The sequence below is a fragment of the Nocardioides sp. NPDC051685 genome, assembly GCF_044453405.1.
In the GTDB taxonomy this organism is placed as follows: Bacteria; Actinomycetota; Actinomycetes; order Propionibacteriales; family Nocardioidaceae; genus Nocardioides.
The window spans coordinates 866,109-878,604 of record NZ_JBITCR010000002.1; the positions used below are offsets into that span (position 1 = coordinate 866,109).

9 protein-coding genes are annotated in these 12,496 nt (G+C 71.1%); 4 read left to right on the forward strand and 5 right to left on the reverse strand.

The genetic code is table 11. The annotated features are described in order from the left end of the window. Positions 1–3: 3 nt before the first annotated feature. Together ACIA03_RS09250 and ACIA03_RS09255 are read right to left on the reverse strand one after the other, a co-directional pair. Positions 4–1,215, reverse strand: a complete 1,212-nt coding sequence (locus tag ACIA03_RS09250; RefSeq protein ID WP_396981454.1) for a universal stress protein — start codon at positions 1,213–1,215, stop codon at positions 4–6. A gap of 3 nt (positions 1,216–1,218) precedes the next feature. Then, positions 1,219–1,641: an Hsp20/alpha crystallin family protein gene (locus ACIA03_RS09255; protein ID WP_396981456.1), complete on the reverse strand. Its 423-nt coding sequence runs from the start codon at positions 1,639–1,641 to the stop codon at positions 1,219–1,221. A 180-nt stretch (positions 1,642–1,821) separates the two neighbouring features. Here ACIA03_RS09255 and ACIA03_RS09260 point away from each other — a divergent pair, with 180 nt between their 5' ends. Then, a complete protein-coding gene (locus tag ACIA03_RS09260; RefSeq protein ID WP_396981458.1) occupies positions 1,822–2,808 on the forward strand; it encodes a 1-phosphofructokinase family hexose kinase in 987 nt (328 codons plus the stop codon). A 51-nt stretch (positions 2,809–2,859) separates the two neighbouring features. After that, positions 2,860–3,942: a DUF2157 domain-containing protein gene (locus ACIA03_RS09265; protein WP_396981460.1), complete on the forward strand. Its 1,083-nt coding sequence runs from the start codon at positions 2,860–2,862 to the stop codon at positions 3,940–3,942. Positions 3,943–3,951: 9 nt separating this feature from the next. Here ACIA03_RS09265 and ACIA03_RS09270 read toward each other — a convergent pair whose 3' ends face one another. Beyond that, positions 3,952–5,433, reverse strand: a complete 1,482-nt coding sequence (locus ACIA03_RS09270; protein ID WP_396981462.1) for a multicopper oxidase family protein — start codon at positions 5,431–5,433, stop codon at positions 3,952–3,954. 156 nt (positions 5,434–5,589) lie between these two features. Between ACIA03_RS09270 and ACIA03_RS09275 the strand changes: the two genes are divergently transcribed. Then, positions 5,590–7,986 carry a heavy metal translocating P-type ATPase gene (locus ACIA03_RS09275; protein WP_396981464.1) on the forward strand — a complete coding sequence of 799 codons (2,397 nt, stop codon included), beginning with the start codon at positions 5,590–5,592 and terminating at the stop codon, positions 7,984–7,986. Here the strand turns inward: ACIA03_RS09275 and ACIA03_RS09280 are convergent. Next, positions 7,973–8,824, reverse strand: coding sequence for an SPFH domain-containing protein (locus tag ACIA03_RS09280; RefSeq protein ID WP_396981466.1), 852 nt, complete (start codon positions 8,822–8,824; stop codon positions 7,973–7,975). The two genes, ACIA03_RS09275 and ACIA03_RS09280, sit on opposite strands and share 14 nt — an antisense overlap. Before the next feature lie 225 nt (positions 8,825–9,049). Between ACIA03_RS09280 and ACIA03_RS09285 the strand changes: the two genes are divergently transcribed. Further along, positions 9,050–9,823, forward strand: a complete 774-nt coding sequence (locus tag ACIA03_RS09285; protein WP_396981468.1) for an ATP-binding cassette domain-containing protein — start codon at positions 9,050–9,052, stop codon at positions 9,821–9,823. On the opposite strand, the gene fdhF is transcribed toward ACIA03_RS09285, so the two are convergent. Then, entirely contained in the window at positions 9,791–12,496 is a 2,706-nt protein-coding gene (fdhF, locus tag ACIA03_RS09290; RefSeq protein ID WP_396981470.1) for a formate dehydrogenase subunit alpha, read from the reverse strand. The genes ACIA03_RS09285 and fdhF overlap by 33 nt on opposite strands.

Consider the following 12,496-nt stretch of genomic DNA (forward strand, 5'->3'; position numbering starts at 1 on the left):
CGGTCAGCTCGGCGAGCGATGGGGCATGGCACTGTCCATGGCGTGCCAGTCGGTCGGGACGACCGCGACCGGCACCTTCGCACGGTGCAGCACCCGCCGGCTCACCGAGCCGAGCGGCATCCGCCAGTGCCGGCCGTGGCCGGGCCTGCCGACCACCAGGAGCGAGACGTCCTCGGCGAGGCTGAGGATGACGTCGATCGGCTGGCCGTGCGGCGAGCGCTGGACCACGGAGACGTCCGGGTAGAGCGCGCGCAGCGGCCTCAACGCGGCGTCCAGGCCATCGGCGATGCGCTCCATCCACTCCTCTTCGCTGTCGAGCAGCATCCGGGCGTCGGGGCCTGTCGGAGGCGCCCACGCCGAGACCGCGAGGAGCGGGAGGCCCCGCCAGTGGGCGTACGCCAGCGCGAACTCCACCGCCTCCAGATGCGGCTCGAGCGCGTCGATCGCCACCATCACCGGATGATCGGCGCCCGGGTGGGGCGACCATCCGGACGGCACGACCACGATCGGGACGCTCGCGTCCTGCGCGATGGTCATCGCCGTCGCGCCCACGTAGGCGACATCCTCGCCCTCGACGTCCGCACGCCCGATGACGACCAGCTCCCTGTCCGCCGACCGGGCAAGGAAGGCACTCTCCGAGCCGACCAGGACCGAGGACGATACGTTCACGCCCGGGTGTCCCTCACGGACCTCCTCCTGCAGCCCGGCCATCTCCTCGTTCGCGTCCGAGACGGAGGTGCGCAGCGTGCCCTCCCACGTCGGGCCGGAGTCGTCGACGACGTGGCACAGCTCGATCCCGAGGCCGCTCGACCCCGCGTGCGCCACCGACCAGTCGATCGCCGGGGTGATGCGGAACGGCCGGTCGGTGCCGACGAGCATCCTCGGCACCGAACGCGGCGGGCGCGCCCGCTGATCGGGCTTCGTGCTCCCCTGCTGCACAGAACCGTCGATCCGGTGGCGTGCGTCGGTGAGGAGGGTGGCCGCGAGCCGCTCCAGAGCGCGGCTCGCGGCCAGCTCCTCCCCCGCGGCCAGGTCCTGGCCCGGGCACAGCCCCGCCTCCCCGGTTCCGACCAGGACCTCCCGGCCATCCGCGTAGAGCTTCGCCTCGGCATAGACGGTGCCGTCGTCATGGTCGAGGAACACGTCCATCGCCCACACGGTGCCGGCACGGCGCTCCACGTCGGAGAGCATCTCGGGTGACGCCTCGGATCGCACCGATCAGCTCCCGTTGTGCTCGATGGCGACCCGGGTCGCCTTCGGCTCGTCGGCGGCGTACGGCACCCGCACCTCGAGCACGCCGTTGGTGTAGGTCGCCTTGATCTCCTCGGCCTTGGCCCCGCGCGGCAGCGGCAGGGTTCGCTCGAACGACCCGTAGTGCAGCTCGCTGCGGTTGCGGTCGTGCTCCTCCTCACGGCGTTCGCCGTGGATCGTCAGGACGTCGCCCATGACATCGATCTCGATGTCCTTGTCCGGGTCGACGCCGGGCATCTCCGCACGCACGACGTAGTTGTCGGCCTCGACGAAGTCCTCGACCCTGATGTACGGCGCCGACCCGAAGGATCGCATCGCCGCCGACTCGGTCTCCAGCCAGCCGAGCAGGTCCGCGAACGGGTTGGTCGGGCGCTTGATGATGGCGCTCATCTGTCCTCCCTGAATAACGGATGCCCGTCGGGCACCCTCGTCCATCCCCCACTCTTGTAGTCGCCGGACCACATCTCACGAGACCTTGGTCATCTCCGCCGGGACCTCCGCCACCTGTCGCACCGAGCGGACGATGGTTGCCTAGGGAACGCAACCTCGACGGCCCCGAAGGGACCCCTGATGCCCGCCTCATCCGACGTCGTGACCATCACGCTGAACCCGGCGCTCGACTACGCCTTCTCCGTGCCGCGACTGGTCCCGGGCAGCAAGATGCGGAGCAGCGCGCCTCGGATCGACCCCGGCGGCGGGGGGATCAACGTCGCCCGGGTGCTGCACGTGCTCGGGGTTCGGACGCTGGCGGTGTTCCCCGCGGCGGGTCACATCGGGCAGGCGCTGACGGAGCTGCTGGAGAGCGAGCGGCTTCCGTTCGAGGCGATCGAGGTCGCCGGCGAGACCCGTCTCAGCCACCATGTGACCGCGCTCGACACCGGTCTGGAATATCGGTTCGTGCTCCCGGGGCAGCCGCTCACCGCCGTGGACCTGGGCCGCTGCCTGGAGGTCGTGCGTCGTCAGGGACGCCACGCCGCGTACGTCGTGCTGAGCGGCAGCCTGCCGCCCGGGTCCTCGCCCGACACCGTCTCCCAGGTGCGGTGCCTGGCCGACTCGCTCGGTGCGCGCTTGGTCCTCGATGCGTCCGGAGGCGCCCTGGACCGAGCCCATGGCGCCTTCCTGCTCAAGCCGAGCGTACGAGAGCTCGAGGACCACCTGGGGCGCCGGCTGCCGTCCGTGGAGGAGCAGCTGGCCGGCGCACGCGAGCTGCTCGAGACCGCTCAGGCGGGTGTCGTCGTGCTCTCTCGCGGCCACCTCGGGATCGCACTGGTGACGCCCGCGGGCGACCGGCTCCTCCCGGCCGTGGCGGGCGAGGTGGTCAGCGGCGTCGGCGCCGGAGATGCGCTCGTCGCCGGGATCGTCGCCGGGCTCGTGCACGGCTGGGACCAGCCGCGGGCGGCCCGGCTCGGCCTGTCGTGCAGCGCGGCCATGATCGCCACGGCAGGCACCTCGGTCTTCTCCCTGGACGATCTCGCCAGGTTCACCGACGACCTTCCCGACAAGCCCCTTGCCGACGTGGTGGCTTCCTTCCCCGACCGAGGGGACCTTCGACACTGAGCGGCGCGGCGCGCGCGGCGAAGACTGAAGTTCTGAAGAAAGGGGCAGACCATGTCTCACCACGCTGCCACGCGAAGGCCCGTGCCGCTGACCACCCTTCTCGAGACCTGGGTCGCGGATCAGCTCATCACCCCCGAACAGGCCGACCGGATCCGCCTCCGGGGCGACGTCCTCGCCCAGCCGCCTGCTGTGCAGGAGCTCCCGCACGAGCGTTCGTCCCTCGTCACCGAGGCCCTCGGCTACCTCGGCGGTGTCATCATCGTCGTCGCGTCGATCCTGATCGCGTCGCTGTACTGGGACCAGGTCGGCACCACCGCGCGGCTCGTCATCGTCGGCGGCGTCGCCGCCGTCCTGCTCGCTGCCGGATTCGCCATCCCGCAGCGGATCGGAGACGTCGGTCTCCGGCTCCGCTCGGTGCTGTGGCTGGCCTCCACCGGGGCATTCGCCGGATTCCTGGGGTTGCTCGGCGGGGACGCGCTGGATCTGGCCGGCGAGCACGTGTTCCTGATGGTGAGCGCGGGTGTCGCGGCGTACGCCACCGGCCTGTGGGTCGTCGGCCGCACCCCCGTGCAGCAGCTGGCCATGATGGTGGGCCTCATGCTGACCGCTGCGGCGCTCACCAACGAGCTCGAGGTCAATGACGCACTGCCCGGGTTCGCCGTCTGGGGCGTCGCTCTCATCTGGCTGCTGCTCGGCTGGGGCGGCGTACTGGAGCCGAGGCGGCTCGCCATGGCGTTCGGGGCTGCCGGGATGTTCGCCGGCGCGCTGACGACGATCCCGACGCACGCCGGCATCGTCCTGGCTCTCGCGACGTCGGTCGCCGTCGTCGCGACAGCTGTCGTCTTCCGCGACCTGCTGATGCTCGCGGTCGGCGCGCTCGGCACGCTGATGGTGCTGCCGTCCTCCGTCATCGAGCTGTTCCCCGGAGAGCTGGCCGCGCCGATCGTCATGCTCGTCGTGGGCGCGCTGCTCGTCGGGGCCGGGTTGTTCATCGCGCGCCGTCGGCACACCGAGCCACAGGCGGTGACGCCCGCCCATGACTTCTCCGCCGGTACGCCCGTGGCCGCGGTCACCGCGGCCGGGATCGCCGGCGTGGCCGTCGCCGTGGTGATCGTGGTCCTGGCCTTGGTGTGAGGCGAGCCCTCACCTGCGGTAGGAGAGCACGGTCATCATGCCGGCCTCGGCGTGGTAGGCGTTGTGACAGTGCAGCGCCCACTGCCCCGGGTTGTCGGCCTGGAGGTCGACGTCGACACGCTGGCGCGGGCGCACGATGACCGTGTCCTTGCGGGTCCCACCCTGGGACAGCGCGAAGGTGTGGCCGTGCAGATGCACCGGGTGGAACATCATCGAGGTGTTCCGCAAACGCAGCCGGACCCGTTCGCCGGGCGCGACCGCCAAGGCTTCGGTGTCGGGGTACGTCGCTCCGTTGATCGTCCACCGATACGACATCATACCGCCGCCGAGCACGAGGTCCAGGTCCCGGTCGATGCTCCGGGAGTCGAGCCGCACGCTGTCCGCCGCAGCCAGGTCGGTGCCCAGCAGGACCTGCCGGTCGAGCTCGCGAACGGTCGCTCCGGGTGAGGGCGCCGAGCCGGCGCCGGTGCGCACCACCGCCATGCCGGCCCCGGTCTTGCCCTCGGCCCGCGCGATCAACGGGAACACCCCGTCGGAGAGGTCGACGATCACGTCGTAGCGCTCGCCCATGGCGATCAGCAGGGCGTCGGTGGCGACCGGTGTCACCGGGAACCCGTCGGAGTGGGTGACCGTCATCCGGTGGCCGCCGAGTGCGACGCGGAAGGCGGTGTCGGAGCCGGCGTTGACGATCCGGATCCGGGCGCGCTGCCCGGGCCGGCCGGTCAAGGTCACCGGAGCCTGAGGCGTGCGTCCGTTGATCAGGTGGTGCGGGTAGTCGACATCTCCGGCACCGCCGAGCAGGTCGGAGCGCATCCCACCCATCATCCCGCCGTGACCCATGCCCGATGACGAGACCAGGTCTGCGTACACGTCGTCGGGGCTCCGGCCGGTGTCGTCGACCCAGTCGTCGAGAACGACCACCCACTCCTGGTCGTACCCGCCCGACTCCGCGGGGTCCTCGACGATCAGCACGCCGTAGAGGCCGCGATCGAGCTGGACCCCGGTGTGCGGGTGGAAGAAGTAGGTGCCCGGGTCGGCGGTGGTGAACTCGTAGACGAACCTCGAACCGGCGCCGATCGGGTCCTGGGTGATGCCGGGCACGCCGTCCATGTCGTTGCGCAGCGCCAGCCCGTGCCAGTGGACGCTCGTCTCGGCCGGAAGCTCGTTGGCCAGCTCGACCCGCAGCAGGTCGCCGGCCTTCGTCCGCAGCTCGGGTCCGGGTAGCGCGTCGTCGTAGGCCCAGGTCCGCACCGTCCGGCCGCCCAGGTCGACGGCGCTCGGCCGAGCGGTGATCCGCCGGGTCACGACATGCTGGGACGACGTACGCCGCAGCCGCTCGGCCGCACGAACCTCCCTCGCGTCCGGCCCGATGAGCCGGGACGTGGCCGGACCGAGCTCGCCGTCGCAGGAGCTCAGGGCTCCGGCCGCCAGGACGCCGAGGGAGCCGAGCACAAGACTCCGGCGACTGACGTCGGTCGTGGTCCACCGCATGGCTCTGCTCCTCTCGGCCGGCCCCTCCGCGCCATCGTCACAAGCGACCGGGAGCTGACAGCAGGGCACCACGTACCCCGACCAGAGTCCGAAGGTCCGCGGGCGACCAGGACCTTTGCGGCTTGCCATATTACCCCCATGGGGTATGGTCGAGGGATGACGAGCACAGTTGTCCTGGAGGTCTCCGGAGTCCACTGGGCATCGAGCAAGGCGGTCACCGAGTCGGTCCTCGGGCGGCGGCAAGGTGTCCTCGGGGTCGAGGCCAACCCGGTCGCCCAGACGGCGACCGTCACCTTCGACCCGGAGCTGACCGACGTGACGCAGCTGCGCGACTGGATCGTCGAGTGCGGCTACCACTGCTCCGGGCAGTCGGTGCCCGGCCACATCTGCGACCCGCTCGCGTCTCCTGGCGACCACGCCGATCACGCTGACCACGCGGACCACGCGGACCACGAGCACGCCCCGACGATGTCGCCGCACGAGGCGATGGGTCACGGCGGCCACGCGGGCATGTCGATGGCCGACATGGTCCGCGACATGCGCAACCGGTTCCTGGTGGCCCTGGTGCTCTCGGTCCCGATCCTGTTGTGGTCGCCGATCGGACGCGACGTCCTCGGTTTCGAGGCACCGGCGCCGTTCGGGCTGCGCGACGACGTCTTCAGCCTGATCCTGTCGATCCCGGTGGTCTTCTACTCGGCCTGGATCTTCTTCGACGGCGCCTGGCGCGCACTGCGTGCGCGCACCCTCGACATGATGGTGCTGGTCGCGGTCGCGATCGGCGCCGGCTGGCTCTACTCCCTCGGCGTCACCCTGACCGGCGGCGGCGAGGTCTTCTACGAGGCCGCCACCGTGCTGGCCGCGTTCGTGCTGCTCGGCCACTGGTTCGAGATGCGCGCCCGCGGCGGAGCCAACGACGCCATCCGTACGCTGCTGGACCTCGCCCCGCCCCGGGCCACGGTGATCCGGGACGGCCGGCCCGTCGACGTGGCGACCTCCGAGGTTCGGGTCGGAGATCTCCTGCTGGTCCGTCCTGGCGCGAAGGTCGCCACCGACGGCACCGTGGAGGAGGGCGAGTCCGAGGTCGACGAGTCGATGGTCACCGGAGAGAGCCTGCCGGTCCACAAGGCACCGGGCGACGCGGTCATCGGTGCCACCGTCAACGCCGACGGCACCTTGCGCGTGCGTGCCACGAAGATCGGCGCCGACACCGCGCTCGCGCAGATCGTGGCGCTGGTGCAGCAGGCCCAGAACTCCAAGGCGCCGGGTCAGCGGCTGGCCGACCGGGCCGCCTTCTGGCTCGTGCTCGTCGCGCTGGTCGGCGGAGCCGCCACCTTCCTCGTCTGGTGGGCCAGTGGCGCTGCGGTCACGACAGCCCTCCTGTTCGCGATCACGGTCGTGGTGATCACCTGCCCCGACGCCCTCGGGCTCGCGACACCGACCGCCATCATGGTCGGCTCCGGCCTCGGCGCGAAACGCGGGATCCTGTTCAAGAACGCGACCGCCATCGAGACCTCGGCCCGCATCGACACGGTCGTCATGGACAAGACCGGCACCCTCACCAAGGGCGAGCCGGAGGTGACCGACCTCGTCCTGGGCAACGTCCTCGGTGACATCGACCGCACCCGACTCCTCGCCCTGGCCGGCGCCGTGGAGCGCGAGTCCGAGCACCCGCTCGCCCGCGCCGTCGTCCGCTACGTCGACCGGGCCGCCGTCCCGCAGCTGCGCGCGACCGGCTTCCACAACCTCACGGGCATCGGCGCCGTCGCCGAGGTCGACGGACACCGCGTCGCCGTCGGCAACCGCCGCCTGCTCGAGTCCGAAGGCGTCGATGCGGGAGACCTCGGGTCGCGGCGCGACGAGATCGCCGCCGGCGGCCGCACGGCGATCTTCGTCGCCGTCGACGGGCGGGCCGTCGCGGTGATCGGCATCGCCGATGCCGTCCGGGAGACCTCGGCGGCTGCCGTCGCAGCGTTGCACGAGGCCGGAATCCACGTCGTCATGCTCACCGGCGACAACCGCGCGACCGCCGACCGGATCGCCGCCGAGCTCGGCATCGACACGGTCATCGCCGAGGTGCTGCCCGAGGACAAGGCCGACCAGATCACCAGGCTCCAGGCCGACGGCCGGGTCGTCGCGATGGTGGGTGACGGCGTGAACGACTCCCCCTCGCTGGTCCAGGCCGACGTCGGCATCGCGGTGGGAGCCGGGACCGACGTGGCCATCGAGGCCGCCGACGTGGTGCTGATGCGGTCCGACCCGCTCGACGTTCCGGTCGCCCTGGTCATCGGGCGCGGCACGTTGCGCAAGATGCGCCAGAACCTGGGCTGGGCGGTGGGCTACAACGCCATCGCGCTGCCCATCGCAGCCGGCGTGTTCGTACCGGCGTTCGGGCTGATGCTACGTCCCGAGATCGCCGCCCTCTCGATGTCGGGCTCGAGCTTCCTGGTCGCCGTCAACGCGCTCCTGCTGCGGCGCCTGCGGTTGCCGGCGCCCGCAGCCGAAGGCGAGCCTTCTCGCATGGGAGTCGGAGCAGCAACGACTACCGGGGCATAGCCGCTGGCTCGTGCCGAAGCTCTCCGTCGCCGGCCAGCGGCGCCAACGACGGCCCGCGCTGGGCCTCCGCGGCCACGCTCTCGCGCCGCAGGAAGGCACCGAGGTCGGCGATCGTGCTCATCAGCGGTGCCGGGAAGACGACGGTCGTGTTCTTGTCCACCCCGATCTCGACCAGGCTCTGCAGGTTGCGGAGCTGGAGCGCCAGCGGGTGCTCCATCATCGTGTCCGACGCCTGACCGAGCGCCGCGGCCGCTGCCGCCTCGCCCTCGGCGGCGATGATCTTGGCACGCTTCTCCCGCTCGGCCTCGGCCTGCCGGGCCATCGCCCGCTTCATGCTCTCGGGAAGCTGGATGTCCTTGAGCTCGACGAGCGTGACGACGATGCCCCACTCGGTCGTCGTCCGGTCGAGGATCTCCCGGATGTTGGCGTTGATCGCATCCGTCTCCGAGAGGGTCTGGTCGAGGGTGTGCTGACCGACCACGTTGCGCAGCGTCGTCTGTGCGATCTGGTCGATCGCCGTGGTCACGCTCTCGATCGCGACGACCGACTTGACCGGATCGACGACGTGGAAGTACGCGACACCGGCGACGTCGATGCTCACGTTGTCCCTGGTGATGATGCCCTGCGACTGGATGGGCATCGTGACCGTGCGCAGCGTCACCCGCTGCAGCACATCGACCACGGGAATGATCAGCCGCAGCCCCGGCTCACGCACCCCGATCACCTTGCCGAGCCGGAACAGCACCCCGCGCTCGTACTGCCGCACCACCCTGATCGCCAGAGCCAGCACGACGACGAGGATCGCCGCGCCCAGCGCGGCGTAGCCGATTCCACTCATGATCCCTCCTCGGATCTCGTCGGTGCTGCCAGCCTCTCCCCGCGGGCGTCGTGGGTGCAGGTGCACATGGCCCGCGCGGAGGTGACCTTCGGCCTCACGCCGGAAGCCGCCGGACGTACGCCTCGCGGGCTCGGGCCGTACGTCCCGTGACGCCGCAGAAGCAACCGCCTAGCGTCTCAGGGATAGGTCGGTGTTCACCGTCGAGATGGTGCCGGAGGAGATCTGATGGACGAGCCGCTGCTCCGCTTGGAGCACCTGTCCAAGAACTTCGGTGCCGTTCACGCGATCACCGACGTCACCCTCGACATCCCAGCCGGCCAGGTGACCGCGCTCGCCGGTGACAACGGCGCGGGCAAGTCGGTGCTGATCAAGTGCGTCGCCGGGATCCACCGGCCCAGCAGCGGGCGCATCCTGTGGGAGGGCCGGCAGGTCGACCCGCGAACGCCGCGTGAGGCCGCCGACCTCGGAATCGCCACCGTCTACCAGGATCTCGCGCTCTGCGACAACCTCGACGTCGTGCAGAACATGTTCCTCGGGCGCGAGCGACTCCACCACCGGCTGCTCGACGAGGACGACATGGAAGGGGCCGCCAGGGAGACGCTGCGTGGACTCGGCGTGACCACGATCCGCTCGGTGCGGCAGCCGGTCGGCTCCCTCTCCGGCGGTCAGCGCCAGTCGGTGGCCATCGCCAAGTCCGTGCTCTGGCACGCCAAGCTCGTGATCATGGACGAGCCGACCGCAGCCTTGGGCACCGCTCAGACCGAGGTCGTGCTCGACCTGATCCAGCAGCTCGCCGGCCGGGGAATCGGCGTCATCGTGATCTCTCACAACATGAACGATGTCTTCCGCGTCGCCGACCGGATCGCGGTGTTCTACCTCGGCCGCCTCGTCGCCGTGCGCCCGACCACCGAGCTCGACATCCCCAGCGTGGTCCAGCTCATGACCACGGGCACCGACGCCCACTCCTCACCGGTCGCCGCCCCGGTGACCCAGCGGTGACTCCGACCAGTCAGCCTGCTCCAGCCGTACAGCCGTCACCTTGTACTCCGGGCAGTCGGTGACCTCGTCGGTGTTCTCGGAGGTGAGCACGTTCGCGGGCACGTCGGGGAAGTGGAAGCTCATGAAGACCTCACCGGGCGAGACCTCGTCCGTGCGCCGGACGAGGGCGACGATCGATCCGCGCCGGCTGGTGACCCGGACACCCGTGCCCTCGCCCAGGCCGAGGCGGGCGGCGTCGTCGGGATGGATGTCGAGGTGCTCGGCGGCGTCGATCTCGATGTTCGGGGTGCGCCGGGTCATCGTGCCGGCGTTGTAGTGGGCGAGCCGGCGTCCGGTGATGAGGGTGTAGGGGTAGCCGCTGTCCGGCTCCTCGCCGGGCGGCAGCCAGTCCCGTGCGGCCAGCTCGGCCCGTCCCGACGGCGTCGCGAAGGAGTCCCGGTAGAGACGCGCCTCGCCGGGGTCGTCCTCGCCACGGCACGGCCAGTGCAGGCCGCCTTCCCGATCGAGCCGACGGTGGGAGATGCCGGAGAACAAGGGGGCGAGCCGGGCGCACTCGTCGAGTGCCGCCGCCGGCGTTGCCGGGCCCAGGTCGCTGCCCAGCGAGGCGGCGACCGCACGCAGGATGTCGAAGTCCGTACGAGCCGCCCCCGGTGGGGGCAGCGCCGGCCGGACCCGCTGGAACCGCCGGTCGAAGTTGACGAACGTGCCGTCCTTCTCCACGAACGTCGCGGCGGGGAGGACCACGTCGGCGAGTCGTGCGGTCTCGGAGAGGAAGATCTCCTGGCAGACGAGGAGCTCGCACGCCTCCAGGGCAGCCCGGACATGACCGGAGTCGGGGTCGGTCTGCGCGACGTCCTCGCCCATCACGTACAGCGCTCGCACCCGGCCGGCCACCGCGGCGTTGAACATCTCCGGGATCCGCAGGCCGGGACTCTCCGGGACCGCCGTTCCCCAGGCCGCGGAGAAGCGGCGGCGTACGTCGGGGTCCGCGACCTTCTGGTAGCCGGGCAGAAGGTCGGGCAGCGCACCCATGTCGGATGCTCCTTGGACGTTGTTCTGGCCTCGGAGCGGGTTGACGCCTCCGCCGCGGTCGGTGCCCACGGCGCCGCGCAGGATCGCGAGGTTGGCCAGGGTCCGGACGCCGTCGGTGCCGTGAGCGTGCTCGGTCACGCCGAGGCCGTAGACGATGGCCGGACGCTCCGCGCGCCCGTACAGGTCGGCGGCTCGCCACAGCAGCTCGGCGGGGATGCCGCTGATCTGCTCCACGCGTTCGGGCGGGAAGTCCGAGAGCAGCTCACGGAGAGCGTCCAGGCCGTTCGCGCGCGCAGCCAGGAAGTCCAGATCCGCCCAGCCTCCCTCCAGGAGCAACCGGGCGAGACCGTTGAACACGGCGACGTTGGAGCCGGGGCGGCCCCGTAGGTGTACGTCGGCCAGCCCGGCGAGCTCGGTGCGGCGCGGATCGATGACGACGAGGGCAGCGCCGCGTAGCGCCGCCTGCTTGATCCGCGCACCGATGACCGGATGGGCCTCGGTCGTGTTGCTGCCGGCGATCAGGATCATGTCGGCGCCGTCGATGTCGTCGGCGCTGTTGGTGCCCCCGGAGAGACCGAAGGCCGCGGTCAGGCCCGCCGCCGACGGCGCGTGGCAGATCCGTGAGCAGTTGTCGACGTTGTTGGTGCCGATGACGGTCCGCATCAGCTTCTGCATCAGGTAGTTCTCCTCGTTGGTCGCCCGGGCCGAGGAGATCGCGGCGATCGCGTCCGGACCATGACTGCCGCGGATCCGGGTCATCTCCGAGGAGACGTACGAGAGCGCGGTCGGCCACGAGACCGGTTCCAGCCGGCCGTCCCGACGCAGCAGCGGTGTGGTCAGCCGCTCCGGAGAACGGACATAGGCGTGGGCGAAGCGGCCCTTGACGCAGGCATGGCCCCGGTTGACCGCGCCGTCGAGCGCCGGTGTCACCGACTCGACCTGATCGCCCGCCGTGTGTACGTCCAGGGTGCAGCCGACCCCGCAGTAGCCGCACGTGGTCCGGGTGATCCTGGTGTCCGGGGCCGCCTCGGCTGTCGTCGACCGTGGCGAGATCGCCCCGGTGGGGCAGGTGTCGACGCAGCCTCCGCAGCTGACGCAGGCCGAGTCGACCCAGGGGCCTCCGGCTCCAGCGGTCACGGTGGTCTCCGCACCACGACCGACCAGCGTGAGCGCGAAGGCGCCCTGAACCTCGTCGCACATCCGCACACACCTGCCGCACGCGACGCACAGGTCACGGTCCAGGAGCAGGTAGGGATGGGAGTCGTCGGAGGCCAGGCCGCGTCCGTCGCGGCCGAAGGCGTCGGCGCCGACTCCGAGACCTCGGCACAGGTCGGCGAGCTCGGAGGGCTGGTCCAGCGCTCGACCGGGCAGCCGCTCGACGGTGAGCTCGAGCAGGAGGCGAGCCTGCTCGGCCAGATCGGGATCGTCGGTGTGGATCTGCATCCCCTCGCGCGCAGGGGTGAGGCATGCGGCGACCGGTGTCCCGTCGGCGCGCACCATGCACAGCCGGCAGACGCCCTGCGGGCTGAACCGGTCGTCGTGGCAGAGCGTGGGCACGGCGGCTCCGGCGGCCCTCGTCGCATCCAGCACCGAGGCCCCGTCCGGGACCGTCACCGGTCGGCTGTCGACTCTCAGGTCCAT

Excerpts from the sequence above, each read along its gene's own strand:
- ACIA03_RS09255 (WP_396981456.1), bottom strand. The coding sequence starts at position 1,641 with ATGAGCGCCATCATCAAGCGCCCGACCAACCCGTTCGCGGACCTGCTC.
- ACIA03_RS09260 (WP_396981458.1), top strand. The coding sequence starts at position 1,822 with ATGCCCGCCTCATCCGACGTCGTGACCATCACGCTGAACCCGGCGCTC.
- ACIA03_RS09265 (WP_396981460.1), top strand. The coding sequence starts at position 2,860 with ATGTCTCACCACGCTGCCACGCGAAGGCCCGTGCCGCTGACCACCCTT.
- ACIA03_RS09270 (WP_396981462.1), bottom strand. The coding sequence starts at position 5,433 with ATGCGGTGGACCACGACCGACGTCAGTCGCCGGAGTCTTGTGCTCGGC.
- ACIA03_RS09275 (WP_396981464.1), top strand. The coding sequence starts at position 5,590 with ATGACGAGCACAGTTGTCCTGGAGGTCTCCGGAGTCCACTGGGCATCG.
- ACIA03_RS09280 (WP_396981466.1), bottom strand. The coding sequence starts at position 8,824 with ATGAGTGGAATCGGCTACGCCGCGCTGGGCGCGGCGATCCTCGTCGTC.
- ACIA03_RS09285 (WP_396981468.1), top strand. The coding sequence starts at position 9,050 with ATGGACGAGCCGCTGCTCCGCTTGGAGCACCTGTCCAAGAACTTCGGT.
- fdhF (WP_396981470.1), bottom strand. The coding sequence starts at position 12,496 with ATGGACCTGAGAGTCGACAGCCGACCGGTGACGGTCCCGGACGGGGCC.